The organism is Variovorax sp. E3 (genome assembly GCF_016082275.1).
Lineage (GTDB): Bacteria > Pseudomonadota > Gammaproteobacteria > Burkholderiales > Burkholderiaceae_C > Variovorax.
Map to the genome: position 1 here is coordinate 48,688 of NZ_MOWM01000016.1, position 26,098 is coordinate 74,785.

24 protein-coding genes, 1 other RNA gene and 3 pseudogenes are annotated in these 26,098 nt (G+C 66.1%); 21 read left to right on the forward strand and 7 right to left on the reverse strand.

Annotation, left to right across the window (positions count from 1 at the left end; genetic code table 11):
• Positions 1 to 65: 65 nt before the first annotated feature.
• Positions 66 to 641, reverse strand: coding sequence for a DUF2059 domain-containing protein (locus BMG07_RS08750; protein ID WP_198084220.1), 576 nt, complete (start codon positions 639 to 641; stop codon positions 66 to 68).
• Positions 638 to 3,283 (reverse strand): DNA gyrase subunit A, encoded by a 2,646-nt coding sequence (gene gyrA, locus BMG07_RS08755; RefSeq protein WP_198084221.1) that lies wholly within the window; start codon positions 3,281 to 3,283, stop codon positions 638 to 640. Before gyrA ends, BMG07_RS08750 begins: the two co-directional genes overlap by 4 nt.
• 224 nt (positions 3,284 to 3,507) lie before the next feature.
• Here gyrA and ompA point away from each other — a divergent pair, with 224 nt between their 5' ends.
• From ompA to BMG07_RS08795, 8 genes are all read left to right on the forward strand, one after another.
• Entirely contained in the window at positions 3,508 to 4,158 is a 651-nt protein-coding gene (ompA, locus tag BMG07_RS08760; RefSeq protein ID WP_198084222.1) for an outer membrane protein OmpA, read from the forward strand.
• A 130-nt stretch (positions 4,159 to 4,288) separates the two neighbouring features.
• Positions 4,289 to 5,017: a bifunctional 2-polyprenyl-6-hydroxyphenol methylase/3-demethylubiquinol 3-O-methyltransferase UbiG gene (gene ubiG / locus BMG07_RS08765; RefSeq protein ID WP_198084241.1), complete on the forward strand. Its 729-nt coding sequence runs from the start codon at positions 4,289 to 4,291 to the stop codon at positions 5,015 to 5,017.
• Between the two features lie 11 nt (positions 5,018 to 5,028).
• Positions 5,029 to 5,688 carry an HAD family hydrolase gene (locus tag BMG07_RS08770; protein ID WP_269758773.1) on the forward strand — a complete coding sequence of 220 codons (660 nt, stop codon included), beginning with the start codon at positions 5,029 to 5,031 and terminating at the stop codon, positions 5,686 to 5,688.
• A 12-nt stretch (positions 5,689 to 5,700) separates the two neighbouring features.
• Positions 5,701 to 6,087: a transfer-messenger RNA gene (gene ssrA, locus BMG07_RS08775) on the forward strand.
• Between the two features lie 201 nt (positions 6,088 to 6,288).
• Positions 6,289 to 6,546 carry a hypothetical protein gene (locus tag BMG07_RS08780; protein WP_198084224.1) on the forward strand — a complete coding sequence of 86 codons (258 nt, stop codon included), beginning with the start codon at positions 6,289 to 6,291 and terminating at the stop codon, positions 6,544 to 6,546.
• 80 nt (positions 6,547 to 6,626) lie between these two features.
• Positions 6,627 to 7,046 (forward strand): hypothetical protein, encoded by a 420-nt coding sequence (locus BMG07_RS08785; protein ID WP_269758774.1) that lies wholly within the window; start codon positions 6,627 to 6,629, stop codon positions 7,044 to 7,046.
• Positions 7,047 to 7,088: 42 nt separating this feature from the next.
• Complete coding sequence (locus BMG07_RS08790; protein WP_198084226.1) at positions 7,089 to 7,532, forward strand: DNA-binding transcriptional regulator; 444 nt, start codon at positions 7,089 to 7,091, stop codon at positions 7,530 to 7,532.
• Between the two features lie 89 nt (positions 7,533 to 7,621).
• Positions 7,622 to 8,278 (forward strand): Crp/Fnr family transcriptional regulator, encoded by a 657-nt coding sequence (locus BMG07_RS08795; protein WP_198084227.1) that lies wholly within the window; start codon positions 7,622 to 7,624, stop codon positions 8,276 to 8,278.
• 264 nt (positions 8,279 to 8,542) lie between these two features.
• Here BMG07_RS08795 and BMG07_RS08800 read toward each other — a convergent pair whose 3' ends face one another.
• Entirely contained in the window at positions 8,543 to 8,746 is a 204-nt protein-coding gene (locus BMG07_RS08800) for a hypothetical protein (RefSeq protein WP_198084228.1), read from the reverse strand.
• Positions 8,747 to 9,481: 735 nt separating this feature from the next.
• Between BMG07_RS08800 and BMG07_RS44755 the strand changes: the two are divergent.
• The 13 genes and pseudogenes from BMG07_RS44755 to ntrC form a co-directional block, all read left to right on the forward strand.
• A pseudogene (locus tag BMG07_RS44755) lies at positions 9,482 to 10,243 on the forward strand (methyltransferase regulatory domain-containing protein); the annotation flags it as partial.
• On the forward strand, positions 10,225 to 10,995 hold the full coding sequence (locus BMG07_RS44760) for a hypothetical protein (RefSeq protein ID WP_374221250.1): 771 nt from the start codon (positions 10,225 to 10,227) through the stop codon (positions 10,993 to 10,995). The pseudogene BMG07_RS44755 and the gene BMG07_RS44760, both read left to right, overlap by 19 nt.
• 48 nt (positions 10,996 to 11,043) lie before the next feature.
• The gene (gene ggt / locus BMG07_RS08810) at positions 11,044 to 12,786 is read left to right on the forward strand and encodes a gamma-glutamyltransferase (protein ID WP_198084229.1); all 1,743 of its coding nucleotides are present in this window, start codon (positions 11,044 to 11,046) and stop codon (positions 12,784 to 12,786) included.
• Between the two features lie 61 nt (positions 12,787 to 12,847).
• Entirely contained in the window at positions 12,848 to 13,597 is a 750-nt protein-coding gene (locus BMG07_RS08815; RefSeq protein WP_198084230.1) for a pseudouridine synthase, read from the forward strand.
• Positions 13,598 to 13,690: 93 nt separating this feature from the next.
• Positions 13,691 to 14,695, forward strand: a complete 1,005-nt coding sequence (locus BMG07_RS08820) for a YncE family protein (protein WP_198084231.1) — start codon at positions 13,691 to 13,693, stop codon at positions 14,693 to 14,695.
• A pseudogene (locus BMG07_RS08825) lies at positions 14,679 to 15,492 on the forward strand (polysaccharide deacetylase family protein). Before BMG07_RS08820 ends, BMG07_RS08825 begins: the two are co-directional and overlap by 17 nt.
• Before the next feature lie 9 nt (positions 15,493 to 15,501).
• Positions 15,502 to 16,476 carry a sterol desaturase family protein gene (locus BMG07_RS08830; protein WP_198084232.1) on the forward strand — a complete coding sequence of 325 codons (975 nt, stop codon included), beginning with the start codon at positions 15,502 to 15,504 and terminating at the stop codon, positions 16,474 to 16,476.
• A gap of 50 nt (positions 16,477 to 16,526) precedes the next feature.
• Positions 16,527 to 17,414, forward strand: a complete 888-nt coding sequence (locus tag BMG07_RS08835) for an EI24 domain-containing protein (protein WP_198084233.1) — start codon at positions 16,527 to 16,529, stop codon at positions 17,412 to 17,414.
• On the forward strand, positions 17,411 to 18,211 hold the full coding sequence (locus BMG07_RS08840; RefSeq protein ID WP_198084234.1) for a molybdopterin-binding protein: 801 nt from the start codon (positions 17,411 to 17,413) through the stop codon (positions 18,209 to 18,211). Before BMG07_RS08835 ends, BMG07_RS08840 begins: the two co-directional genes overlap by 4 nt.
• Before the next feature lie 146 nt (positions 18,212 to 18,357).
• Positions 18,358 to 19,773 (forward strand): type I glutamate--ammonia ligase, encoded by a 1,416-nt coding sequence (gene glnA, locus BMG07_RS08845; RefSeq protein WP_116908082.1) that lies wholly within the window; start codon positions 18,358 to 18,360, stop codon positions 19,771 to 19,773.
• A gap of 140 nt (positions 19,774 to 19,913) precedes the next feature.
• On the forward strand, positions 19,914 to 20,429 hold the full coding sequence (locus BMG07_RS08850; RefSeq protein WP_198084235.1) for a hypothetical protein: 516 nt from the start codon (positions 19,914 to 19,916) through the stop codon (positions 20,427 to 20,429).
• Positions 20,430 to 20,455: 26 nt separating this feature from the next.
• The gene (glnL, locus tag BMG07_RS08855; RefSeq protein WP_198084236.1) at positions 20,456 to 21,535 is read left to right on the forward strand and encodes a nitrogen regulation protein NR(II); all 1,080 of its coding nucleotides are present in this window, start codon (positions 20,456 to 20,458) and stop codon (positions 21,533 to 21,535) included.
• A 27-nt stretch (positions 21,536 to 21,562) separates the two neighbouring features.
• Entirely contained in the window at positions 21,563 to 23,095 is a 1,533-nt protein-coding gene (gene ntrC / locus BMG07_RS08860; protein ID WP_198084237.1) for a nitrogen regulation protein NR(I), read from the forward strand.
• Between the two features lie 25 nt (positions 23,096 to 23,120).
• Here the strand turns inward: ntrC and BMG07_RS08865 are convergent, their stop codons facing one another.
• The 4 genes and pseudogenes from BMG07_RS08865 to BMG07_RS08880 all read right to left on the reverse strand — a co-directional run.
• On the reverse strand, positions 23,121 to 23,690 hold the full coding sequence (locus tag BMG07_RS08865) for a hypothetical protein (protein ID WP_269758776.1): 570 nt from the start codon (positions 23,688 to 23,690) through the stop codon (positions 23,121 to 23,123).
• A gap of 7 nt (positions 23,691 to 23,697) precedes the next feature.
• Positions 23,698 to 24,483, reverse strand: coding sequence for an exodeoxyribonuclease III (gene xth, locus BMG07_RS08870; RefSeq protein WP_198084238.1), 786 nt, complete (start codon positions 24,481 to 24,483; stop codon positions 23,698 to 23,700).
• A 127-nt stretch (positions 24,484 to 24,610) separates the two neighbouring features.
• Positions 24,611 to 25,777, reverse strand: coding sequence for a mandelate racemase/muconate lactonizing enzyme family protein (locus BMG07_RS08875; protein WP_198084239.1), 1,167 nt, complete (start codon positions 25,775 to 25,777; stop codon positions 24,611 to 24,613).
• A 44-nt stretch (positions 25,778 to 25,821) separates the two neighbouring features.
• Positions 25,822 to 26,098 (reverse strand): annotated as a pseudogene (locus tag BMG07_RS08880) (SDR family NAD(P)-dependent oxidoreductase); the annotation flags it as partial.

Consider the following 26,098-nt stretch of genomic DNA (forward strand, 5'->3'; position numbering starts at 1 on the left):
GCCGGACCGGCCGAAAAGTTGTAGGGGCGCTTGCCGGCCGGCGTCTGCTGCTGGGTCACGTTGCTTTACTTCTTGGCTGGTGCCTTGGCCGGAGCCTTGGCGGCGGGAGCTTCGGTCGGGGCGCCGAGGGCCTTGGCGACGTTTTCGTCGAGTGCGCGCATCTTGGGTTCGATGGTGGCGCGGGTGTCGGACACCAGCTTTTCCGTCAGGGCGGTCTGCATCTTCGGGTTCAGGTCCTGGTACTTCTTGCTCAGGGGCGAGTTGATCCAGGCCAGCAGTTGCTTGAGCTCGTCTTCGCTGAAGTTCTGCTCGAGCAGCGGGGTCAGGGCGCCCGGGGCCAGTTGCAGGGCCTTGTCGCGCACGATCGGGAAGGCGTCGTCGAAGTACTTCTTCAGTTCGGCGTCGGCAGCCTTGGCGGCTGCTTCGCGCTTGGCTTCCGGCACCTGCGTCTGCAGGTACTGCGAACCCGCCTGTGCGATCGGAGCGCTCGATTGCTCGACCAGGCCGCGCGCCAGCGATTCGATGCCGGGGCGTTGGATGTCGATGAACTGCTTGATGAGCGTGGCCTTGTCCTGGGCCATGGCGGCCATCGAACTACCAGCCAGTGCGACCGTCAGAAGTGCGAGTTTGATTTTTTTCACTGAGGATTCTCCGTTGAAGATGTGGAAGTATCGTCCGCGTCAGGCTCGGTTTCGCCGTTCGCGTCGTTTTCTACGATACGTTGTAGCCCGCTGAGTTTGGCGCCTTCGTCGAGCCCGATCAGCGTGACGCCTTGCGTCGCACGACCCAGTTCGCGAATTTCGGCAACCCGGGTGCGCACAAGCACGCCCTTGTCGGTGATGAGCATGATCTCATCATCCGAATGCACGAGTGTGGCGGCAACGACCTTGCCGTTGCGCTCACTCTGTTGAATCGCGATCATGCCTTTGGTTCCACGGCCGTGGCGCGTGTATTCCGTAATGCTTGTGCGTTTTCCGTAACCATTTTCAGTGGCGGTGAGCACGCTTTGCTGCTCGTCCTCGGCCACCAGCATGGCGATCACGCCCTGGCCCGGGTCCAGCGACATGCCGCGCACGCCGCGCGCGTTGCGGCCCAGCGGGCGGACGTCTTCCTCGTCGAAGCGCACGGCCTTGCCGCCGTCGCTGAAGAGCATCACGTCGTGCTTGCCATCGGTCAGGGCGGCGCCGATCAGGTAGTCGCCTTCGTCGAGGTTCACGGCAATGATGCCGCCCTTGCGCGGGTTGTTGAACTCGTCGAGCGCGGTCTTCTTGACGGTGCCCATCGAGGTCGCCATGAACACGTACTGGTCGGCCGGGAAGTTGCGCTTTTCACCGGTGAGGGCGAGCGCGACGTTGATCTTCTCGCCTTCCTGCAGCGGGAACATGTTGACGATGGGGCGCCCGCGCGAACCGCGCGAGCCCGCCGGCACTTCCCACACCTTGAGCCAGTACAGCCGGCCGCGGTTGGAGAAGCACAGGATGTAGTCGTGCGTGTTGGCGATGAAGAGCTGGTCGATCCAGTCGTCGTCCTTGGTGGCGGTGGCCTGCTTGCCGCGGCCGCCGCGCTTCTGCGCGCGGTATTCGCCCAGCGGCTGGCTCTTGATGTAGCCGCTGTGCGAGAGCGTCACCACCATGTCGGTCGGGGTGATCAGGTCTTCGGTCGAGAGGTCGAAGGCGCTGTGCTCTACCAGGCTGCGGCGGGCGCCGATCTTCGACTGGCCGAACTCCTGCTTGATGGTGCCCAGCTCTTCGCCAATGATGGTCGAGACGCGTTCGGGCTTGGCCAGGATGTCGAGCAGGTCGTCGATCTCGGCCATGACGTCGCGGTACTCGGCCACGATCTTGTCCTGTTCGAGGCCGGTCAGGCGCTGCAGGCGCATCTGCAGGATTTCCTGCGCTTGCGTTTCCGACAGGCGATACAGGCCGTCGCCGCCCATGCCGTACTCGCGCTCCAGGCCCTCGGGGCGGTAGTCGTCGGCGTTGATCACGCCGCCGTCGGCGCGCGAGCGCGTGAGCATTTCGCGCACCAGCTTGCTGTCCCACGAGCGCGTCATGAGCTCGGCCTTGGCGACCGGCGGCGTGGGCGATTCGCGGATGATGCGGATGAACTCGTCGATGTTGGCCAGCGCCACTGCCAGGCCTTCGAGCACGTGGCCGCGTTCGCGGGCCTTGCGCAGCGTGAACACGGTGCGGCGCGTGACCACTTCGCGGCGGTGCTGCAGGAAGACCTGGATCAGGTCCTTCAGGTTGCACAGCTTGGGCTGGCCGTCGACCAGCGCCACCATGTTGATGCCGAAGGTGTCCTGCAGCTGCGTCTGCTTGTAGAGGTTGTTGAGCACCACCTCGGGCACTTCGCCGCGCTTGAGTTCGATCACCAGGCGCATGCCCGACTTGTCGGACTCGTCCTGGATGTGGCTGATGCCTTCGATCTTCTTCTCGTGCACCAGCTCGGCCATGCGCTCCTGCAGCGTCTTCTTGTTGACCTGGTAGGGGAGCTCGTCGACGATGATCGCCTGGCGCTGGCCGCGGTCGATGTCCTCGAAGTGGCACTTGGCGCGCATCACGACCTTGCCGCGGCCGGTGCGGTAGCCGTCCTTCACGCCGTTGATGCCGTAGATGATGCCGGCGGTGGGGAAGTCGGGCGCGGGCACGATTTCCATCAATTCGTCGATGCTGGCTTCGGGGTTGCGCAGCAGGTGCAGGCAGGCGTCGACAACCTCGTTCAGGTTGTGCGGCGGGATATTGGTGGCCATGCCGACCGCAATACCGCCGGAGCCATTGACCAGCAAATTCGGCAGCTGGCTGGGCAGCACTTTCGGCTCTTTTTCGGAGCCGTCGTAATTGTCCTGAAAGTCGACGGTTTCCTTGTCGATATCGGCCAGCATTTCGTGCGCAATTTTGGCCAGCCGGATTTCCGTATAACGCATTGCAGCCGCGTTGTCTCCATCGACCGACCCGAAGTTGCCCTGGCCGTCGACCAGCATGTGGCGCATCGAGAAGTCCTGGGCCAGCCGCACGATGGTGTCGTAGACCGACTGGTCGCCGTGCGGGTGGTACTTACCGATCACGTCGCCGACGATACGGGCCGATTTCTTGTACGGCCGGTTCCAGTCGTTGTTGAGTTCGTGCATCGCGTAGAGCACGCGGCGGTGCACCGGCTTGAGGCCGTCGCGGGCGTCGGGAAGCGCTCGGCCCACGATCACGCTCATGGCGTAATCGAGATAGCTGCTGCGCATTTCCTCTTCAAGACTGATGGGCAGGGTTTCTTTTGCGAAGGAGGTCATGAGCGAGGGGCTGGCGGCAGGAACCCGAAATTTTACGCTGTGAGGGGTGTCGCACCGCCGCAACACAAGGCGTCTATTCCGCCTCCGTCCTACGCTTCGGGGGCGTCCAGCGGCCTGTTTGCCAAAGACCCTATGGCACAATCGCCTCAACGTTTTGGGTGGTGGTCACTTAAAGCGTCCTTGATTCGCAGCGCGGCTGCGGCTTTTTCCCCAAGAGGAGAACCATGAAGAAACTGAATAAAGTGGCGATGATGTTTGCAGTCGCTGCGCTCGCCACTGCCGCCGGCGCGCAGACCCGTGTCACCGCTGCGGACGGCGGTCCTACGATCGACAACTGGCAAAACGGCACCGGCGAACTGGTCTGGAAGAACGGCACGAACGAACTGTGCTGGCGCGATGCCAACTGGACGCCCGCAACGGCTGCCGCTGGTTGCGACGGTGCTCTGGTTCCTGCTGCGCCTGTTGCAGCTACCCCCACGCCTACCGCTCCGGTCGCCCCGACGCCCCAGCAAGTCGCCGCTTCGAAGGTCACCTTCGCTGCTGACGCCTTCTTCGACTTCGACAAGTCGGTTCTGAAGCCTGAAGGTCGCGCCAAGCTGACCGACCTGGTCGAGAAGATCCGTGGCGTCAACCTCGAAGTCATCATCGCCGTCGGTCACACCGACTCGATCGGCTCGGTTGCTTACAACCAACGCCTGTCGGTCCGTCGCGCCGAAGCCGTCAAGGCCTTCCTGGTCTCGAAGGGCATCGAACGCAACCGCGTCTACACCGAAGGCAAGGGCAAGTCGCAACCTGTGGCTGACAACAAGACCAAGGAAGGTCGCGCCAAGAACCGTCGCGTGGAAATCGAAGTGGTCGGCACCCGCGCCAACTAATCAATCGATTCCCATCGATCATGAAAACCCCGCCACGGCGGGGTTTTTTTATGCCTGTCGAATTGGTGTTCACCCATTCAACAAAACCTGCCCGGTGTTTGCCGGGCATTGCTCGTTTCATAATCGCTGCATGACAGAAAACGTGAATGCCGATCCGGCCGAACTGGCCAAGTTTTCAGAGCTGGCGCATCGCTGGTGGGATTTGGAGAGCGAATTCCGCCCGCTGCATGAAATCAATCCCTTGCGCCTGGAATGGATTGACGGTATTGCGCCTATTTCGCAGCGCCGCGTGCTCGATATCGGCTGCGGCGGCGGCATCCTGGCCGATTCGATGGCGCGCAAGGGCGCGGACGTGCTGGGCATCGACCTGGCCGGCAAGGCGCTCAAGGTCGCTCAGTTGCACGCGCTCGAAGCCGGCACGCGCGGCGTGAAGTACCGTGAAATCAGCGCCGAGGCGCTGGCCGCCGAGCAGCCGGGCAGCTTCGACGTCGTGACCTGCATGGAAATGCTCGAGCACGTGCCGGACCCTGCTTCGGTGGTCCAGGCATGCGCCACGCTGGTCAAGCCCGGCGGCTGGGTGTTTCTCTCGACCATCAACCGCAGCCTGAAGTCCTTCATGCTGGCCATCGTGGGCGCTGAATATGTGCTCGGCATGCTGCCGCGCGGAACCCACGAATACGCCAAGCTGATCCGCCCGAGCGAACTGGCCGCGCACTGCCGCGGCGCCAACCTCGACTTGCGCCATACCCGCGGCCTGGAGCACAACCCCTTGACCCGACGCTACTGGCTCAGCGGGGACACCAGCGTCAACTACATGTTCGCCACGCAGAAGGCGGCATTGCCGGGCACTCAGGCATGACGCAAGCCTCGATGAAAACGCAGGCCGTCCTGTTCGACCTGGACGGCACCTTGATCGACAGCGCCCCCGACCTGGGTGCCGCGGCCGACAAGATGCGCACCGATCGCGGCCTGGCGCCGTATCCGCTGGAACGATACCGACCGATGGCGGGTGCCGGCGCGCGGGGTATGCTCGGCGTGGCCTTCGGCATCACGCCGGAGTCGCCCGAGTTCGACGCGCTGCGCGAAGAGTTCTTCGTCACCTACGAACGCCGCATGCTGCTCAACACGCAGGTGTTCGACGGCATCCAGGCCCTGATCGAGGCGCTGCGCGAGCGCGGCCTGCTGTGGGGCGTCGTCACCAACAAGTCGATGCGCTTCACCGATCCGCTCACGCGCGCCATTCCGCTTTTCGAGAGCGCGGGCGCGGTGGTGAGCGGCGACACCACGCCCTTCGCCAAACCGCATCCGGAGCCCTTGCACGAAGCCGCGCGCCGGCTCGGCGTTCCCTCCGAGGCGTGCATGTACGTCGGCGACGACGAACGCGACATCATCGCGGGCCGCGCCGCGGGCATGCGCACGGTCGCCGCGGCCTACGGCTACATGGGCTCCCAGGCCGATTCGTCGCTCTGGCAGGCCGATGCCTCAATCTCTTCGCCCATGGAGCTCTTGAAGTTACTGAATAGCGCCTAAAATGGGTCGCTTGGGGCTGCACTGGTTTCGACGCGGGTTCGGAGTCGCAGCGGGGCATGTCGAGCTGAATGCGCTCGTAAAACAGATTCAAACAAACTAACTGCAAACGACGAACGTTTCGCACTCGCTGCTTAATTGCCAGTGAGCTTTGCAACAGCAGGCCGATGGGCTGGGCAAGGGGGTGACAGAGCAATCTGAAACCTCCCGGCTGCAAAGATAATTACATGGGCTGGCTTCGATCCGGGTACCTTGGGTCGGGGCGAGAAAATAGGGTGCTGGCGTCCGGTTTAGCGTGTGACTGCGCGACTCCGGAAGCGAGACTCAAATCAGATCACTAAACATGTAGAACTGCGCGATGAAGGCTTGCGGACGGGGGTTCAAATCCCCCCAGCTCCACCATCACAACGTCCAAGGGCGTTCACTGAAATCCAGTGAACGCCCTTTTTCTTGCCCGCTCCCGGCTGAACACCTGCATGGTCAGCGGTGACCTCCTACATCGCACCTCGCAGGGTGTGCGCTAACTTGGTTTCTCCAAGACCAAACAAGGCAAGGGGATCAGAATGAAGAACGCCGCAAGCGCAAAACCCGGCAGGGCATCCAGTGAATCGCAGTCGCCCGGCGGTGGCCGCCATGGATGAAATGGTCGAGTTCCCGCACGCGGGTTGGCGCTTCCTGTGCAGCGCTGAAAAGCTCCCTTCCGGATCGTTCCAGGCCGTGCTCCGGTACCGCGCCCCTCCGGACAACGACATTCGCATGCTGAAGATCGACCCGAGCGCTGGCAGCAACGCGACCGAGGCCCTGGAGCGCGCGAAGGCCATGGCCATGGCGTGGGCCGCGAAGCGCGGCGGCAATGCATGAGGAAGACTGGCGCGCCACATGGCGCGGGCATCGGCCGCAAGGGTAGAGTCGGCCGGATGCCAATCCAACCAGGAACCTTCTTGCTCCGGGCGCTGCTCCTTGCGGCAACAGCAGGCTCGTGCGCCGCGGGAACGATCACATGCGTTCCCGGCCCTTCCGCCAGCGCCGCGCCTTCCTCCTGGATTCGCAGGATCGCCATCGACGAGCACTCCCGAACCGTCAACATGGACATTGTCCGCTCCAGGACGAAAGACACGGAGACCATGGGAAAGATGCGGGCCGAGCTGCTGAGCATGGAAGAGACCCAAGCCGGCGAGCCCATCTATGTCTTCAACTCCATCCCTGCGGTCGGCGTCGAAGTCACGCATTTGTTCAAGCTCTTCAAAGCCGGCGAATGGCGTTTGATCAGCGCCGGCGTGACCTTCGCGGGCAAGGTGCCCGCGCTGCGGGCCATCGACCCGGGCGTGGTTTTCGATTGCAGGCGTTCGGACCTGGGTTAAGGCGCCCTTTCTCCCTGCACATGAGCTAGGCACAATCGCGTCATGCCAAACATTGCATCCATCCTTAAAGCCGAAATCTCACGCGTGGCCCGCAAAGAGGTTCGGGCGGAACTCGAGACGCTGAAGAAGGCGTCCGTGCTTCATCGTGCGTCGATCGCGGCGCTGCGCCGCCAGGTGAGTGCGCTGGAGAAGGAACTGCGCAACGTGGCCAAGGGCTCCGCCCGCCGCGCCCCGGCGCAGGAGGCGGAAGAGGGCGACGTCGAGACGGGGCCGAAGCGGCGCTTCAGCCCCGGTCGCCTGGCCACCCATCGCGGCAAGCTGGGGTTGTCGGCGGCATCGTATGGAAAGCTGGTCGGCGTGTCCGGCCAGACGATCTACCACTGGGAGCAAGGCAAGGCCCGTCCGCGGGCCGCGCAACTCGAGCGCCTGGCGGCCGTGCGCGACCTCGGCCGGCACGAGGTCGCGGAACGCCTGCAGGCCGACTGACGCGCCAGGCGCCAGTTACAGGGGGAAGGGGGTAGACCCCCCATGTTTGTGGGTTCCCCCTTGGGGGCTTGCCGTGCACCATCGCGGCCATGTACCTGCATCCCCTGATCGCCGGCCTGCCGCCGGCTGAACGTGAGGCTCTTGTCCAATGCAGCACGTCCCGCTTCTACAAGCGCGGCGAAACCGTGCTGACCCAGGACGAGTGGACGGATCACATCTACTGCGTCTCCAGCGGCCTGCTGCGCGTCGTGACGCCTGGCCACGGCGACAAGGCCACGGACATCACCACCGACTTCATCCGGCGGGAAGACCTGTTCTTCGGCCTGTCCATCAAGGAAGACCGCTACCAGTCGACGCAGACGCTCATTGCCGCGCTGCCGTCGTCCGTGTACCTCATTCCCCTCGTGGCCATGCGCAAGCTGTGCGCCAAGTACCCCGAAGTGGCCTTGGGCCTGCTCGGCCTGGCGATGAAGAAGACGGGCGCGTTGCGTGGGCAGCTTCGGCGGGTGTCGGCGCTGTCCTCCGAAGACCTCGTGAGCCGCGTGATGCACCAGCTGACGCAGCTGGCACCGACCAGCGCCGGCGGCTACGACAAGCGCATCACCCAGGCGGTGATCGCTTCCTACTCGGGGCTGTCGCGCGAGGTGGTCAACAAGACCATGCGCGACTTCGAAAGCCGTGGCCTCGTGCGGCGCGATGCGCATGCGGTGCACGTGGCCACCGGCTTCGCCGCCACGGACTTTTGAGGCATTTGCCGGACAGCGGAATCCGAAGCGGGAACTATCTTCGGATTGACGGATGTCGGGTCGGCATGCACTCTTGCGGCAGGGGAGCGTTCGTGGGACAGAGGGCCTTGATCAATGTCGATTCGCACGCATCGGTTACGCACACTCGCCTTTGCCCGCCGGCTTGATATCGCGGCCTTGGCGGCCACTTTGGCCAGCCTCGGCGGCTGGCTGATGTTCTGGTTTGGCGACTGACAGAGCGGCGGGCCGCCCCGGCAACGACGCTCAGTTGCACTCGAACAGGACGCCCTGTTCGGCGGGCGCCTTGCCCAGCCAGCGCGGCGACTGGCCCTTGGCGTCGCAGTAGTTCGAGGCCTGGACATACGTCACGGCACGCAGCACGCCGGGGCGCACCTGCGTGACTTCGTTGGGAGGTGTCGAGCAGCCGGTGAGGACCAAAGCGAGCGGAAGCAGTGTGCGCCAATTCATCGGGGCATTCTAAGACCGGGCATCGCCGGCGCCGCGCCTCTCGCGCGGGATAGAGATACCTGGCGTAGTCGCCCGGGCGGCCGAACAATTGCCGCGCCAGTTGCACCGGGTCTTCGCCTTTGTGCTTCTCGTAGAGCACGGGGCCCCAGATGATGAAGCCGTCGATGTTGAGGCTCCCCGGCACCGGCTCGATGGCTTTCCATGCGTGCGCGAACTTCGAGATCCAGGCCAGCGCCTCTCTGAGTGCCTGGTTGGGAGCAGCGGTGGTGGCGTCGGTCTCTGGCATGGTCGGCATCCTTGTTGAAAGACTGTACAAATATACAGTAAACTCTGCGCATGGAAAACATGCCGACCCTCTCCATCTCCTGCCGGATCGCAACCCGCGAGCGCCGGCCGCCACTTTCTCCTTGACGGGTAAACCGTCCCCCGCTGGTCAACCTGTGCGGGGGCCTTGATGCATTGCCAGCAGATAGGCTTTTTCAGGCCCAGCCTCACGGTTGGGCCTTTTTTCATGGGGCTTCGCAAGCACGCCGGATGGCTGCTGTTTTTTGCTCCGCCCCGAGGCTATAGTCGGCGGGCGCCGAGACATTTCACTGACATATTCGCTGCTGAAACAAGGCGCCGCCGTTTGTCTCGATCCCAACCAGGATGCTCGTGCCGGATTCCCTGACCTCGACACTGACCCGCTACTACGACGCGGTGCCCTACGACTCGCATCCGTTCCCGCAGTCGGCCATGGAACACCTGGAAGCGCTGGCGTTCCTGTTCGGACTCGACACGCCGCCCCCCGCCGAAGCCCGTGTGCTCGAACTCGGCTGCGCCGCCGGCGGCAACCTGATTCCCTTCGCGGCGCGCCACCCTGGGTCGCGGTCGCTCGGCGTCGATCTGTCGTCGGTGCAGGTGGCGCAGGGCGTGGCCGCCATCGCGCATGCGGGGCTGCCCAACATCGAGCTCAGGGCCTTCGACATCTCGGAGATCGACGCCTCGTTCGGCCAGTTCGACTACATCGTGTGCCACGGCGTCTACAGCTGGGTGCCGGGCCCGGTGCAGGACGCCATCCTGCGCATCTGCGCGGAGAACCTCGCGCCGAACGGCGTGGCCTACGTCAGCTACAACGTCTACCCCGGCTGGAAGGCCCGCGAGATCGTGCGCGACGCGATGATCCTGCGCGGCGGCCCGCGCGACACGCCCGAAGAACAGCTCTCGTACGCGCGCGGCATGCTCGAATTCCTCGAGCAGTCGGCCCGCGCCGACAGCGTGCTCAAGAAGACGCTCGAAGAAACGATGCCGATCGTGCGCAGCGCCAACAGCTCGTACCTGCTGCACGAGTTCCTCGAGCCTTGCAACGCGCCGTGCTATTTCAAGGAGTTCGTCGCGCGCGCCGAGACCCGTGGGCTGGCCTACCTGTGCGACGCCGAGCCGTCGACCATGTTCGTGCAGAACTACGGCGACAAGGTGCGCGACCCGCTGCTGCGCGAATGCGGCGGCAGCCAGCTGCTGATGGAGCAGTACCTCGATTTCCTGGTGAACCGCACCTTCCGCCAGACCCTGCTGGTCGGGCAGGCGCGGGCCCGCGACATCCGCTACCGGCTGGAGCCCGCGCGCATCCGCGCCCTCGAAGTGGCCGGCCTGTTCGCGGCCGAGGACGGCGGCGTGCTCACGCTCGATGCGCGCGAGCAGCCGTGCCACGCGATCCGCAACCTGAAGGTCACGCTGCGCCTGCCCGTGCACAAGGCCGTCGCGCGCCTGCTCGACGCGGCGTACCCGGCGTCGATGCCCGCCCAAGCGCTCATCGCCGAGGCCGCCCGGCTCGTCGGCCAGCCGCCGGAGGCGGTCGACGGCGCCGTGATGACGATGCTCGAAGAGCTGCTGATCCTCGGCGCGCTGCGGTTTCGCCGCACGCCGGTGCCGGCGGCGGCTTCGGTGTCCGGCCTGCCGCATGCGCTGCCCGCCTTGCGCAGCGCGCCGCGCTGGCGCCATCGGCCGGCGCCACCGCCAATGCCTGCAACCAATGGCACGAGCCCGTGGCGCTCTCGCTGCTCGAGCGCAGCCTGCTGCCGCTGCTCGACGGCACGCGCTCGCACGAAGCCCTGGCCGAGCACCTGGTCGCGGAAGTGCAGAGCGACCGGCTTCGCTTCGTCAAGGACGACCAGCGCCTGACCGATCCGTCGGCGGTCCATGAATTCGCCCGCCAGCAGGTTGCGCTGGCGCTCGATGCCCTGCGGCGCAAGGCCCTGCTCACGGCCTGAGCCGCTACCCTCGTATTCGTCAATCCAACTCAAACAGGAGACTTCCAGATGCAACAACAGGTCCAATGGACGCCCAGGCTGCGCGCCGCCGTGGCGGCAGTGCTCACGCTGGCCGCCGCCGGTGTGTCGAATGCCGCGTCGCAGGCGCCGATCGCCGCTGAAAACGGCATGGTCGTGAGCGCGCAGCACCTGGCCAGCAAGGTCGGCGTCGACGTGCTCAAGCGCGGCGGCAACGCCATCGACGCGGCCGTGGCCGTGGGCTACGCGCTGGCGGTGGTGTACCCCGCGGCCGGCAACCTCGGCGGCGGCGGCTTCATGACCGTGCAACTGGCCGACGGCCGCAAGACCTTCCTCGACTTCCGGGAGAAGGCACCGCTGGCCGCCACGGCCAACATGTACCTGGACAAGGACGGCAACGTCATCAAGGGCCTGAGCACCAAGGGCCACCTCGCCGTGGGCGTGCCGGGCAGCGTCTCGGGCATGGAATACGCGCGCCAGAAGTACGGTACCATGAAGCGCGCCGAGCTGCTCGCCCCGTCGATCCAGCTGGCCGACAAGGGCTTCGCGCTGGAGCAGGGCGACATCGACCTGCTGGGCACCGCCACGGCCGACTTCAAGGAAGACCCGGCCTCGGCCGCCATCTTCCTGGGCAAGGGCGGCGAGCCCTACAAGGTGGGCGACAAGCTGGTCCAGAAAGACCTGGCCAGGACGCTGCGCGAGATCAGCACCAAGGGCACCGACGGCTTCTACAAGGGCTGGGTCGGCAACGCCATCGTGGCGTCGAGCCAGGGCGGCAAGGGCCTGATCACGCAGGCCGACCTCGATCAGTACAAGACGCGCGAACTCCCGCCGGTGGAGTGCGACTACCGCGGCTACCACGTGGTGTCGGCGCCCCCGCCGAGCTCGGGCGGCGTGATTATCTGCGAGATGCTCAACATCCTCGAGGGCTATCCGCTCAAGGACCTGGGCTACCACTCGGCGCAGGCCGTGCACTACCAGATCGAAGCCATGCGCCACGCCTACGTGGACCGCAACAGCTACCTGGGCGACCCCGACTTCGTGAAGAACCCGCTCGAGCGCCTGCTCGACAAGGGCTACGCCGAGAAGATCCGCGCCGTCATCGACCCGAAGAAGGCCGGCGTCTCCAAGGACATCAAGCCCGGCGTCGCGCCGCATGAAGGCAGCAACACCACCCACTACTCGATCGCCGACAAGTGGGGCAACGCGGTCTCGGTGACCTACACGCTGAACGACTGGTTCGGCGCCAAGATCACCGCCGCCAAGACCGGCGTGCTGCTGAACGACGAAATGGACGACTTCACGGCCAAGGTCGGCGTGCCCAACCTGTACGGCCTGGTGCAGGGCGAGGCCAACAAGATCGAGCCGGGCAAGCGCCCGCTGAGCTCGATGAGCCCCACCATCGTCACCAAGGACGGCAAGCCCGTGATGGTGGTCGGCACGCCGGGCGGCAGCCGCATCATCACCGCCGTGATGCTGACCATGATCAACGCCATCGACTACGGCATGAACGTGCAAGAGGCTGTCGACGCGCCGCGCTTCCACCAGCAATGGCTGCCCGACGTCACCAACGTCGAGACCTACGCGCTGAGCCCCGACACGCGCAAGCTGCTGACCGACATGGGCCACAACCTGGGCGTGCCGCAACCGGCCAACCACCTGGCGGCCATCATCGTCGGCGCGCCTTCGCTGGGCGGCAAGCCGGTGGGCAACAACCGCTTCTACGGCGCCAACGATCCGCGCCGCAACACCGGCCTGGCAGCGGGCTACTGAGACTGCGGCAAACTAGAAGGCGGTCGTGCCCTTGTCGGCACGGCCGCTTTTTTCATTTTTCATGCACCTGCAAGACATCCTCTACACCCAGGGCTTCGGCACGCGCCGCGTGTGCGCGGGCCTGGTCCAGCAAGGCCACGTGAGCATCGCGGGCCAGGCCGAGACCGACCCCTTCGCCGACCTCGACCCCGAAGGCCTGCTCTATATCGTCCAGGGCACCCCGTGGGCGTACCACGAGAAGGCCTACCTGATGCTGCACAAGCCGGCCGGCACCGAGTGCTCGCAGAAGCCCTCGACCTACCCGAGCATCTACACGCTGCTGCCGTCGCCGCTGCGGCTGCGGCCCAACAAGGGCGCGGTGCAGGGCGTGCAGGCCATCGGCCGGCTCGACCAGGACACCACCGGCCTGCTGCTGCTGACCGACGACGGCCAGTTCATCCACAAGATGGGCTCGCCCAAGCACCACGTGCCCAAGGTCTACGAGGTGACGGCCAAGCACCCGGTGGACGAGGCGCAGATCGCGAAGCTGCTGGCCGGCGTGGTGCTCGACGACGACCCGAAGCCGGTGCGCGCCGCCGCCTGCGAATCCGACAGCCCGCTGCACCTGCGCCTGACCCTCACCGAAGGCAAGTACCACCAGGTCAAGCGCATGCTGGCCGCGGTCGGCAACCGGGTCGAGGGGCTGCACCGCTCGCGCATCGGCGAGCTGGCGCTGCCGCAAGACCTGGCGCCGGGCCAATGGCGCTGGCTCACGGCCGGGGAGGTCGCGGCGCTGCGTTCGCCGGCCAAGCCCGCCAAGCCGCCGAAGTAACAGTCGCGGCCGGAGGGGGAAAGACGGGTCCCGCGGTCAGCCAGTCTTAATGCTCGACCGTTAAGATCGCCAGCTCTCTCTCGGAACCTTCCCTTGCGACTTCCTGCCCGCCCGAACGGCCGCATCGCGGCCTTCCTGTTTTCCTGCATGACGGCCCTGGCGGCACACAGCGCCGCCGCCGCTGCCGAGCCCCCTCCGATCTTCGTGCTCAACTCGCTGGACGCCAGCGTGAGCGTGATCAACCCGGTCGACTGGAGCGAAAAGCAGCGCATCGCCACCGGCAAGGAGCCGCACCACATCTACATGACGCCCGACGAAAAGTCGGTCATCGTGGCCAATTCGGCGGGCGACTCGCTGACCTTCCTGAACCCCCGCACGGCCGAGGTGCAGCGCGTGGTGTACGGCATCATCGACCCGTACCAGCTGCAGTTCTCGCGCGACATGAAGTGGTTCGTCACGGCGGGCAACCGCCTGAACCACGTCGACGTCTACCGCTGGGACGGCAAAGACCTGAAGCTGGCCAAGCGCATCGCCAGCGGCAAGACGCCCAGCCACATCTGGATCGACAACACCAGCACCATCGCCTACGTGACGATGCAGGACAGCGACGAGATGATCGCCGTCGACCTGCCCACGCAGACCATCAAGTGGCGCACGTCCACCGGCCCGATGCCGGCCGACATCTTCGGCGTGCACAACGACAAGACGCTGCTGGTGGGCCTGACCGGCGGCGACGGCGTGCAGGTGTTCGACGTGGCCGGCGCCCAGCCCACGCTGGTCGGCAAGATCCCCACCGGCAAGGGCGCCCACGCCTTCCGCTCGGCCGGCGACGGCAAGACCGTGTTCGTGAGCAACCGCGTGGCCAACACCATCAGCCGCATCGACCTCTCGACCTTGAAAGTCGTGGCCACCTACGCGGTGCCCGGCGGCCCCGACTGCATGGACGTGTCGGCCGACGGCAAGACGCTGTACGTGACCTCGCGCTGGGCCAAGAAGCTCACCGTGGTCGACCTCGTCGCCCAGAAGGTCGTGCGCCAGGTCAACGTGGGCCGTTCGCCGCACGGCGTCTGGACACTGGACCATGGCAAGCGCACGTAGGCGCGCGAGCGCGGCAGCGCTGCTGGCACTGGCCTGCGGCTCGGTGGTGCCGGGCGCCTGGGCGCAGCAGGCGGCGGCTACCTGCGAAAAACCCGTCTACCTGACCTTCGACACCGGCCACATGGGCATCGCGCCGCTGGTGGCGACGTGCTCAAGCGGCAGAACGTGCGCGTCACCTTCTTCGCCGCCGCCGAGCGCACCCAGACCGACGGCGACAGCCTCGACGACCACTGGGCGCCGTGGTGGAAGGCCAGGGCGGCCGAAGGCAACGAGTTCGGCTCGCACACCTACGACCACGCCTACTGGCGCGCCGACGTCAAGGGCACGCCGCCCAGCTTTCGCATCAAGCCCTCGGCCGGCCCGCAAGACGGCAAGGAATCGACCTGGAGCGCGGCCCAGTACTGCGCCAACATCCGCAAGTCGTCCGACCGGCTGGCCGCCATCACCGGCAAGAAGCCGCTGCCGCTGTATCGCGCGCCGGGCGGCAAGACCTCGCCCGCGCTGCTGGCTGCCGCCGAAGGCTGCGGCTACAAGTACGTCGCTGGGCGCCCGCCGGCTTCCTCGGCGACGAGCTGCCGAGCGAGAAGTTCAGCAACGCCAGGCTGCTCACGCAGGCGCTCGACACCATCCGCCCCGGCGACATCCTGCTCGCGCACCTGGGCATCTGGTCGCGCAAGGACCCGTGGGCGCCGGCCAATCTCGAGCCGCTGATCGTCGGGCTCAAGGCCAAGGGCTTCTGTTTTCAAACGCTGCGCCAGCACCCGGACTTCCGCGCCTGGATCGCATCCCACCCCTGAGTTCGCGCCGTGATCGATTGGCTGACTGACGCTTTTTCCGCACTGCAAGGCTGGTTCTTCGAGGCCGTCGTGCAGCCGCTGGTGTTTGCCGTGGGCCTGGGCGGCTGGACCGAAGACGCCTTCGACGCCACCGGCTGGCTGCTGGTCGGGGTCATCCAGATCCTGGTGCTGATCGCCATCATCGGGCCGCTGCAGCGCTGGCGCTCGGTGGAGCCGGTGGTCGACCGCCAGGCGATCCGCATCGACGTGCTCTACACGCTGATCCACCGGCTCGGCCTGTTCCGCCTGGCCATCTTCTTCACGCTGCAGCCCTTCTTCGACGACGCCATGGGCAGCCTGCGCACGGCGGGGTGGGGCACCTTCCACCTGGACGAGGTCTGGCCCGGCGTGACCGACGTACCGGTGCTCGCCTTTGCCATCTACCTGGTGGTGCTCGACTTCGTGGGTTATTGGATCCACCGCGGCCAGCACCAGCTCAACTGGTGGTGGGGCCTGCATTCGCTGCACCATTCGCAGCGCCAGATGACGATGTGGAGCGACGACCGCAACCACCTGCTGGACGACATCGTGCACGACACGCTCATCGTCATCGTGGCGCAACTGATCGGCGTGGCGCCGGGCCAGTTCATCGCCTTCGTGGCCTTCACCCAGCTCAGCGAGAGTCTGCAGCACGCCAACCTGCGCATGAGCTTCGGCGCCATCGGCGAGCGGCTGTGGATCAGCCCGCGCTTTCACCGGCTGCACCACAGCATCGGCCTGGGCCACGAGTCGAACGGCAAGAGCACGCTCGGCGGCCACAACTTCGGCGTGCTGCTGCCCTGGTGGGACATGATGTTCGGCACCGCCAACTTCGAGAACCGCTACGACCCCACCGGCATCCGCGACCAGGTGGAGCCCGGCGCCGACGGCCGCGTGCGCGACTACGGCCGGGGCTTCTGGGCGCAGCAATGGCTCGGCCTGAAGCGAATGGTCGGGCGCGGTTGAGGGTCACAAGCCCCTGACGGCGCCGCCCAAGGCGTTATCCTCGCTGCCTCATGCGCCTGCTCCTCGACTCCTTCTGGCGCGCGGTCGCGTATTGCATGCTGCCGCGCGTGATCGTGCTGTCGCTGCTGCCCCTGGGGCTGATGGTGCTGCTCGCCGCGGGGCTCGGGTATTTCTACTGGGAAGCGGCCGTGGCCTGGACGCGCGGCGCGCTCGATGCGTGGCCGCTCTTGTCCAGCTTCTGGGCCTGGATCGGGCGGCTCTTCTCGGGTGACGTCACCGCCATGCTGGCGCCGCTCGTGGTGGTGTTCGCCGCCACGCCGCTGATCGTGGTGATCTCGCTGCTCGTCGTGGCCGGTTTCATGGCGCCGGCGCTCACGAAGCTCGTGGGCCAGCGGCGTTTTCCCTCGCTCGAGCAGAAGAAGGGCGCCTCCTTCCTCGGCAGCGTGGCGCGCTCGCTCGGCGTGACCCTGCTGGCGCTGATCGCCCTGGTGGTGTCGATGCCGCTGTGGCTCATTCCGCCGCTCGTGCTCATTTTGCCGCCGCTGATCTGGGGCTGGCTCACCTACCGCGTGATGAGCTTCGACGCGCTGGCCGAACACGCCAGTCCCGAGGAGCGCGCCACCTTGCTGCGCGCCCACCGGCTGCCGCTCTTGTGCATCGGTGTGCTGTGCGGCTATCTGGGCGCGGCGCCGAGCATCGTCTGGGCCTCGGGTCTGCTGTTCGCCGCCGCTTTCTTCGTGCTGGTGCCGATCGCCATCTGGATCTACACACTGGTCTTCGCCTTCTCGGCGCTCTGGTTCGCCCACTACTGCCTGGACGCGCTCGCGCAGCTGCGCGCCCAGCGCGCGGTGGCCGCGGCATCGGGTGCCGACGGTGCCCCGGCCCCGGAGGTCGCGGAAGCCAACAAGGCCGCTCTTTCTCAATGGGGTTCACCATGACACGCGCATTCGGTCTCATCGTCGTCGGCGACGAGATCCTTTCCGGCAAGCGGGCCGACAAGCACATGGCCAAGGTCATCGAGCTGCTCGCCGCGCGCGGCCTGCAACTGAGCTGGGCCGAGTACGTGGGCGACGAGCCCGCGCGCATCACCGCCGCGCTCGCGCGCGCCTTCGCCTCGGGCGACATCGTCTTTTCGACCGGCGGCATCGGCGCCACGCCCGACGACCACACCCGCCAGTGCGCCGCCAAGGCGTTGGGCGTGCCGCTGGCGCTGCACCCCCAGGCCGAGCTGCTGATCCGCGAACGCATGCAGGACACCGCGCGCGAGCAGGGCGTGCCCTACGAGCCCGACCGCTCCGACAACGTGCACCGGCTCAACATGGGCGTGTTCCCGCAGGGCGCCGCGCTCATCCTCAACCCGTACAACAAGATCCCCGGCTTCAGCGTGGCCGACGTTCACTTCGTGCCGGGCTTCCCGGTCATGGCCTGGCCGATGATCGAATCGGTGCTCGACGCCCGCTACGCCGAGCTGTTCACCCGCAATGCCCTCGCCGAGAAGTCGGTGATCGTCTTCGGTGCCATGGAGGCCACGCTCACCCCGCTGATGCAGGCCATCGAGGACACGCACGCCGGCATCAAGGTGTTCAGCCTGCCCAGCGTCGACCACCCCCAGTACGGGCGCCACATCGAGCTGGGCGTCAAGGGCGACCCCGGCCGGCTCGATGCCGCCTACGCCCAGCTGATCGAGGGGCTGCACACCTTTGATGCCAAGCTTGGCCCTGAATTGGTGCGTTAAATCAAATTGCACCAAATTGGTAACTTCTTGCGGTTATTTGTGGTTCGCTTTGGTGAACAAGGCCTCATCCAGTGAGGTGACAATGGCACAGAAACTGCATCCCTCGTCCCTGTATTCCTAACCACCATCCAACTCAGGAGAAACTGATGGCAAAGACCGTCGCCGATGTACTCAAGCTCGTCAAGGAAAACGAGGTCAAGTTCGTCGACTTCCGCTTCACCGACACCCGCGGCAAAGAGCAGCACGTGACCGTGCCCGTGTCGCATTTCGATGAAGACAAATTCACCTCGGGCCACGCGTTCGACGGCTCGTCCATCGCTGGTTGGAAGGGAATCGAAGCCTCGGACATGCAGCTCATGCCCGACCCGAACACCGCCAACATCGATCCCTTCTTCGAAGAAACGACGCTGATCCTGACCTGCGACGTGATCGACCCCGCCGACGGCAAGGCCTACGAGCGCGACCCGCGTTCGCTCGCCAAGCGCGCCGAAGCCTACATGAAGGCCTCGGGCCTGGGCGACACCGCTTTCTTCGGTCCGGAACCCGAATTCTTCGTGTTCGACGGCGTTCGCTGGAAGAACGACATGTCGGGCTGCTTCGTGAAGATCGAATCCGAAGAAGCCTCGTGGAACACCGACAAGGAATACGAGCACGGCAACACCGGCCACCGTCCGGCGGTCAAGGGCGGCTACTTCCCGGTTCCCCCGGTCGACAGCTTCCAGGACATGCGCTCGGAAATGTGCCTGGTGCTCGAATCGCTCGGCATCCCGGTCGAAGTGCATCACCATGAAGTGGCCAACGCCGGCCAGATGGAACTGGGCACCAAGTTCAGCACGCTGGTCCAGCGCGCCGACTGGGTCCAGCTGCAGAAGTACGTGATTCACAACGTGGCCCATGCCTACGGCAAGACCGCCACCTTCATGCCCAAGCCCATCGTCGGCGACAACGGTTCCGGCATGCACGTGCACCAGTCGGTCTGGAAGGACGGCAAGAACCTGTTCGCCGGCGACGGCTATGCAGGCCTGTCGGACTTCGCGCTGCACTACATCGGCGGCATCATCAAGCACGCCCGTGCCCTGAACGCCATCACGAACCCCGGCACCAACAGCTACAAGCGCCTGGTCCCCGGCTTCGAAGCCCCGGTGAAGCTGGCCTACTCGGCCAAGAACCGCTCGGCCTCGATCCGCATTCCGTTCGTGGCCAACCCCAAGGGTCGCCGCGTCGAAGCGCGCTTCCCCGATCCGCTGATGAACCCGTACCTGGGCTTCGCCGCGCTGCTGATGGCCGGCCTGGACGGCGTGGAAAACAAGATCCATCCGGGCGAAGCCGCGAGCAAGGACCTGTACCACCTGCCGCCGGAAGAAGACGCGCTGATCCCGACCGTGTGCCACAGCCTGGACCAGGCCCTGGAATACCTCGACAAGGACCGTGCGTTCCTGACCAAGGGCGGCGTGTTCACCGACGCGTACATCGACGCGTACATCGAACTGAAGATGCAGGAAGTCACGCGCTTCCGCATGGCGACGCACCCCGTCGAGTTCGACATGTACTACTCGCTGTAATCGGCGACAACGCAAGCCCCGACGGGCATGTAAGTCAAAAGGACGGCCTCGGCCGTCCTTTTTCCTTGGGCCGGAACATCCGGGCTCCGGGGCTGTCGAATTGCATCAAAATGCGCTTTTCGCGCCCTCCATCGATACACATGAAGACTGCTGCTTCCCTCTTTTTCCTGGCCGGTTCTCTCCTGATCGCGTTGCCGGCGCTCGCGCAGGAACGCGTCTGGCGCTGCGGCAACGAATACACGAACAACGCCACCATCGCCCAGCAAAAGGGCTGCAAGGTCATGGAAGGCGGCAACGTCACCGTCGTGCAGGGCACGAAGTCTTCAGGGGGCGGATCGGCCTCGTCGTCGGGCTCCGGTTCCTCGGCGGCGCGTGCCCCGGCCGGCAGCCCGCGCGTCGAAGGCGTCGACCAGCGCGCCCGCGACGGCGAAGCCCGCTCGGTGCTCGAGTCCGAGCTCAAGAAGGCCGAGGCCCGCCAGGCCGAGCTGCAGAAGGAATACAACAACGGCGAGCCCGAGAAGCAGGGCAGCGAAGGCCGCAACTACCAGAAGTACCTCGACCGCGTGGCCGAAATGAAGGCCGAACTCGCGCGCAACGAGAGCGACATCGCCGGCATCCGCCGCGAAATCGGCCGCCTGCCGGCCAAGCCGCAGTAAGCAGGCTCCAAGCCACCAAGGAATTCATGGCATTCGGGAAGAAGGCGGTCAGCGCCAACACGCGCTTCCAGACCTTCGACCTGCTGTCCACGCTGATTGCCGTGGTCAACAGCGACGGGTCTGTGTTGTTCGCCAACGCAGGGCTCGAAGACGCACTGGGCACCTCGCGCCGCACGCTCGAAGGCTCGCAGTTCGGCGCCTGCTTTCATGAGCCGCAGGTGCTGCGCACCGCCATCGACGGTGCCCGCAGCAACGACTTCGCCACGCTGCGCTACGAAGCCTTTTTGCGCCGCGTCAACCACGAGCTCATGCCCGTGCAGGTCACGCTCGCGCAGGGCGACAAGGCGGGCGAGCTCATCATCGAGATGTCGCCGCTGGAGCAGCAGGTGCGGCAAGACCGCGAAGAGCGCCTGATCGACCAGGCGCAGGCCAACAAGGAACTCATCCGCAACCTCGCGCACGAGATCAAGAACCCGCTGGGCGGCATTCGCGGCGCGGCGCAGCTGCTGCAGATGGAGGTCGAGTCGCGAGACCTCATCGAATACACCCAGGTCATCATCCACGAGGCCGACCGGCTGCAGACGCTGGTCGACCGCCTGCTGGCGCCGCACCGCCGACCGCACGTGGTGGGCGACGTGAACATCCACGAGGTGTGCGAGCGCGTGCGTTCGGTCATCCTGGCGGAGTTTCCGCGCGACCTGCACATCGAGCGCGACTTCGACGTGTCGATTCCCGAATTCCGCGGCGACCGCGAGCAGCTCATCCAGGCCACGCTCAACATTGTTCACAACGCCGCGCAGGCCCTCGCGGAGCGCCGCGCGGCAGGCGACGCGCAGATCACTTTCAAGACCCGCGTGGCCCGCCAGGTGATCTTCAACAAGCAGTGGTATCGACTGGCACTGGAATTGCATGTCATCGACAATGGACCGGGTGTGCCGGACACGATCAAGGACCGCATCTTCTATCCGCTCGTCTCGGGCAGGGAAGGCGGGACGGGGCTGGGACTGACGCTTGCGCAAACCTTTGTGCAACAGCATCACGGCGTGATCGAGTGCGACAGCGTCCCGGGCCGAACCGATTTCAAGATATTGATACCGCTGCCCTAGCGCAGCCACCGGCAACAGAGGAGATGCATGAAGCCGATCTGGATAGTTGATGACGACCAATCGATTCGCTTCGTGCTCGAGAAAGCTCTGCTGCGCGAAGACCTGCCCACGCGCAGTTTCACCAACACGCGCGAGGTGCTTGCCGCACTCGAACAAGCCGACGACGACGAACAGCAAGGCCCCCAGGTCCTGGTGAGCGACATCCGCATGCCCGGCGGTTCCGGGCTCGACCTGCTCGACAAGATCAAGGCCAAGCACCCCGGCCTGCCCGTCATCATCATGACGGCCTTCTCCGACCTGGACAGCGCCGTCTCGGCCTTCCAGGGCGGCGCCTTCGAATACCTGCCCAAGCCCTTCGACCTGCCGCGCGCGGTCGAGCTCATCCGCCGCGCCGTCGACGAAAGCCAGCGCGAAGAGGTGGCCGAAGAGCGCATGGTGGCCGCCCCCGAAATGCTGGGCCAGGCGCCCGCCATGCAGGACGTGTTCCGCGCCATCGGCCGGCTCTCGCAGAGCAACGTCACGGTGCTCATCACCGGCGAGTCGGGCTCGGGCAAGGAACTGGTGGCGCGCGCGCTGCACAAGCACTCGCCGCGCGCCAACGGCCCCTTCGTGGCCATCAACACCGCCGCCATTCCCAAGGACCTGCTCGAGAGCGAACTCTTCGGCCATGAGCGCGGCGCCTTCACCGGCGCGCAGACCATGCGCCGCGGCCGCTTCGAGCAGGCCGAGGGCGGCACGCTGTTCCTCGACGAAATCGGCGACATGCCCTTCGACCTGCAGACGCGCCTGCTGCGCGTGCTGAGCGACGGGCACTTCTACCGCGTGGGCGGCCACAACTCGGTGAAGGCCAACGTGCGCGTCATCGCCGCGACCCACCAGGACCTGGAGCAGCGCGTCAAGCTCGGCGGCTTTCGCGAAGACCTGTTCCACCGCCTCAACGTGATCCGCCTGCGCCTGCCGGCGCTGCGCGAACGCGGTGAAGACGTGCCCGCGCTCACGCGCCACTTCCTGCAGGTGAGCGCGCGCCAGCTCGGCGTGGAGCCCAAGCGCATTTCCGATGCGGCGCTGACCCGGCTCGCGGCCTTCAGCTTCCCCGGCAACGTGCGCCAGCTCGAGAACATCTGCCACTGGCTGACCGTGATGGCGCCGGCCCAGCTGATCGAAGCGAAAGACCTGCCGCCCGAAGTGATGGCGGTCGGCGTCGAGGGCCATGCGCCCGAGGCGGCCGCTGCGCCCGCTGCCGTCGTTACGCACGCCCCGGCCACGTTGCCGGTGGCCGTGGGCAGCGATGCCGCCGCGCCGCCTGCCGTCGCCTCCGAAGTCGTCGAAACTTCTTCTGCGGGCGTGAGCAACTGGGAAAGCGGCCTCGAAGCCGAAGCCCAGGCCTTGCTGGCCGCCGGCCGCACCGACGTGTGGGACGTGCTGACGCGCCGCTTCGAGTCGCGGCTCATCCTCACGGCACTGGCCAACACGCGCGGCCGGCGCATCGAGGCCGCGCAGAAACTCGGCATCGGGCGCAACACCATCACCCGGAAGATCCAGGAACTCGGCATCGAATGAAAAGGCCCTTGACGGGCCTTTTTCTTTAGCGGCTGCGCTGCCCCAGCGTCAGCGAGTCGATCTGGAAGTTGCCGCTCTTGTCCCAGAGCCAGGTGTCGACATAGGTGTGGCCGCCGAGCTTGCCCGGGTTCGGCAACGGCGAGGTCGCCTTGATCAGCTCCGCGATCATCGGCGCCACCTCCGGCGCATGGCTGGGCGTGCGGCTGAAGGTCACGTTCATCACCTTGCCGTTGGCGTCGATGTCGGTCTCGACCACCACCACGGCATACACCAGCGGCGGGATCTTTCCCTTGTAGATGCGCTTGGCATATGCGTTGTAGATGTGGCGCGCGCCGATCTTGCGGTAGGCCCGCACGGCGGGTGTCTGCGCGGTGATGAGCCGCACCGTCGGCACGTCGCGGCTGCCGCCGGTCGAGGCCTCGCCGGCGGGGGTGGTCGACGCGCCCTTGCCGTCGCCTTCATCGGCCTTGTCCGCGGGCTTGAACAGCGAGCACGACGCCAGCGCGAACGTCGTGGCCGCCAGGGCCGCAAGGGCCAGGCGGCGGCCGATGGTGGGGCCCGCCGCCGCTGCTTGTCCTGCTGCGCTCGCGCTCATCATCGGCTCAGGCGCCCAGGTCGAGGTCCACCACCACCGGCGCATGGTCGCTGGGCTTTTCCCACTTGCGCGGCACGCGGTCGATCACGCAGCCCTTCACGCGCGGCACCAGCGGCTCGCTCACCAGGATGTGGTCGATGCGCAGGCCGCGGTTCTTCGGGTAGCCCAGCATGCGGTAGTCCCACCACGAAAAGCTTTTCTCGGGCTGCTCGAACATGCGGAAGCTGTCGGTCAGGCCCAGCTCCAGCAGCGCCTTGAAATGGTTGCGCTCTTCCGTCGTGTGGTGGATCGTTTCCTTCAGGCCCACCGGGTCGAAGCTGTCGCGGTCTTCCGGCGTGATGTTGAAGTCGCCCAGCAGCACCAGGTTCGGGTTCGCGGCCATTTCCTGGCGCAGCCACTCGCGCAATGCGTCGAGCCACTTCATCTTGTATTCGAACTTGTCGCTGCCCGGCGCCTGGCCGTTCACGAAGTAGCCGTTGACCACGCGCAGCGGACCCGAGGGCGTGTCGACCGTGGCCGCGATCACGCGCGACTGGTCGTCGGTGAAGCCGCCGATGTTCTTCACCACGTCGCGCACCGGCGACAGGCTGAGGATGGCCACGCCGTTGTAGGTCTTCTGGCCGAACACGGCCGCTTCATAGCCGGCCGCCTTGAGCACCTCGAGCGGGAACTTGTCGTCGGTCATCTTGAGTTCCTGCAGGCACAGCACGTCGACCGGGTTGGCGGCGAGCCAGTCGAGCACGTGCTGCAGGCGCGCGGTGAGGGAGTTGACGTTCCAGGTGGCGATTTTCATGGGGCTTGCAACTTGTTGCTTTCGAAACAAGTCTTTGGATTTTTGCGGGACATCTCGGTGGGCCGGCCCAACGGGCGGGCCCCTCACAGCATATCGCGCAAATCCGGCGCCCTGGCGCGCACGGGGCCTATGCCGCCAGCGCCCGCATTTCCGCGATCAGGTCGGCCTTGCCCTCGAAGCCGATGCCCGGCAGCGGCGGCAGCGTGACGTAGCCGTTGTCGACCTTCACGCCGTCGGGGAAGCCGCCATAGGGCTGGAACAGGTCGGGGTAGCTCTCGTTGCCGCCGAGCCCGAGGCCCGCCGCAATGGCCAGCGACATCTGGTGGCCGCCGTGCGGAATGCAGCGCGAGGGCGACCAGCCGTGGGCCTTGAGCATGTCGAGCGTGCGCAGGTACTCCACCAGGCCGTAGCTCAGCGCACAGTCGAACTGCAGCCAGTCGCGGTCGGGCCGCATGCCGCCGTGGCGGATGAGGTTGCGCGCGTCCTGCATCGAGAACAGGTTCTCGCCCGTGGCCATGGGGCCGGCATACACCTGGCCCAGCCTGGCCTGCAGTTCGTAGTCGAGCGGATCGCCCGCTTCCTCGTACCAGAAGAGCGGGTACTGCGACAGCGCGCGGCCGTAGTCGACGGCGGTGGCCAGGTCGAAGCGGCCGTTGGCATCGACCGCCAGCTGCTGGCCCGGGCCGAGGATCTTCAGCACCGACTCGATGCGCTCGCAGTCCTCGGCCAGCGTGGCGCCGCCGATCTTCATCTTCACCACCGAGTAGCCGCGCTCCAGGTAGCTGGTCATCTCGCGCTGCAGGCCTTCCACGCCCTTGCCGGGGTAGTAGTAGCCGCCCGCCGCGTAGACGAACACGCGCGGGTTCGGCGTGCCCGTGCCGTAGCGCTCGGCCAGCAGCTGGTACAGCGGCTTGCCCGCGATCTTGGCCGTGGCGTCCCACACGGCCATGTCGATGGTGCCCACGGCCACCGAGCGCTCGCCGTGGCCGCCGGGCTTCTCGTTGATCATCATGCGGGCCCAGATCTTGTGCGGGTCGAGGTTCTCGCCCGTCTCGTCGAGCAGCGACGCGGGCTCGGCCTCGAGCAGGCGCGGCAGGAAGCGCTCGCGGATCAGCCCGCCCTGGCCGTAGCGGCCGTTGGAGTTGAAGCCGTAGCCGATGACCGGCTTGCCGTCGCGGATCACGTCGGTGACCACGGCCACCAGGCTCAGGGTCATCTTCGAGAAGTCGATGTAGGCGTTGCGGATGTCCGACTTGATGGGACGCGTGGACTCGAGGATGTTGACGATTTTCATGATCGGGGTTGAAGGACGAGAGAAAGAGAAGAAAAAGGAAAGGCTCAGCGGTGCAGCGACGCGCCGCCGCAGATGGCAAGGTCCTGCCCGGTGATGGCCGCGGCCGGCGGCGACAGCAGGAAGCCACGAGCGCGGCGATTTCCTCGGGCTGGATCAACCGGCCGATCGGCGGCAGGCGCGGTGCGCTGCCCGCGCGCGCCGGGTCCTGCAGCATCGTGGTCTGCGTGGCGCCGGGCGACACCACGTTCACGGTCACGCCCTGGGCCGCCACCTCGGCCGCCCAGCTGCGCGCGAGCGCGATCAACGCGGCCTTGGTCGCGG

Bases quoted from the DNA above. Each gene is read 5' to 3' on its own strand.
- gyrA (WP_198084221.1), bottom strand. From the start codon at position 3,283: ATGACCTCCTTCGCAAAAGAAACCCTGCCCATCAGTCTTGAAGAGGAA.
- ompA (WP_198084222.1), top strand. From the start codon at position 3,508: ATGAAGAAACTGAATAAAGTGGCGATGATGTTTGCAGTCGCTGCGCTC.
- ubiG (WP_198084241.1), top strand. From the start codon at position 4,289: ATGACAGAAAACGTGAATGCCGATCCGGCCGAACTGGCCAAGTTTTCA.
- BMG07_RS08770 (WP_269758773.1), top strand. From the start codon at position 5,029: ATGAAAACGCAGGCCGTCCTGTTCGACCTGGACGGCACCTTGATCGAC.
- BMG07_RS08790 (WP_198084226.1), top strand. From the start codon at position 7,089: ATGCCAAACATTGCATCCATCCTTAAAGCCGAAATCTCACGCGTGGCC.
- BMG07_RS08795 (WP_198084227.1), top strand. From the start codon at position 7,622: ATGTACCTGCATCCCCTGATCGCCGGCCTGCCGCCGGCTGAACGTGAG.
- BMG07_RS08800 (WP_198084228.1), bottom strand. From the start codon at position 8,746: ATGAATTGGCGCACACTGCTTCCGCTCGCTTTGGTCCTCACCGGCTGC.
- BMG07_RS44760 (WP_374221250.1), top strand. From the start codon at position 10,225: ATGCGGCGGCAGCCAGCTGCTGATGGAGCAGTACCTCGATTTCCTGGT.
- ggt (WP_198084229.1), top strand. From the start codon at position 11,044: ATGCAACAACAGGTCCAATGGACGCCCAGGCTGCGCGCCGCCGTGGCG.
- BMG07_RS08815 (WP_198084230.1), top strand. From the start codon at position 12,848: ATGCACCTGCAAGACATCCTCTACACCCAGGGCTTCGGCACGCGCCGC.
- BMG07_RS08835 (WP_198084233.1), top strand. From the start codon at position 16,527: ATGCGCCTGCTCCTCGACTCCTTCTGGCGCGCGGTCGCGTATTGCATG.
- BMG07_RS08840 (WP_198084234.1), top strand. From the start codon at position 17,411: ATGACACGCGCATTCGGTCTCATCGTCGTCGGCGACGAGATCCTTTCC.
- glnA (WP_116908082.1), top strand. From the start codon at position 18,358: ATGGCAAAGACCGTCGCCGATGTACTCAAGCTCGTCAAGGAAAACGAG.
- BMG07_RS08850 (WP_198084235.1), top strand. From the start codon at position 19,914: ATGAAGACTGCTGCTTCCCTCTTTTTCCTGGCCGGTTCTCTCCTGATC.
- glnL (WP_198084236.1), top strand. From the start codon at position 20,456: ATGGCATTCGGGAAGAAGGCGGTCAGCGCCAACACGCGCTTCCAGACC.
- ntrC (WP_198084237.1), top strand. From the start codon at position 21,563: ATGAAGCCGATCTGGATAGTTGATGACGACCAATCGATTCGCTTCGTG.
- BMG07_RS08865 (WP_269758776.1), bottom strand. From the start codon at position 23,690: ATGAGCGCGAGCGCAGCAGGACAAGCAGCGGCGGCGGGCCCCACCATC.
- xth (WP_198084238.1), bottom strand. From the start codon at position 24,483: ATGAAAATCGCCACCTGGAACGTCAACTCCCTCACCGCGCGCCTGCAG.
- BMG07_RS08875 (WP_198084239.1), bottom strand. From the start codon at position 25,777: ATGAAAATCGTCAACATCCTCGAGTCCACGCGTCCCATCAAGTCGGAC.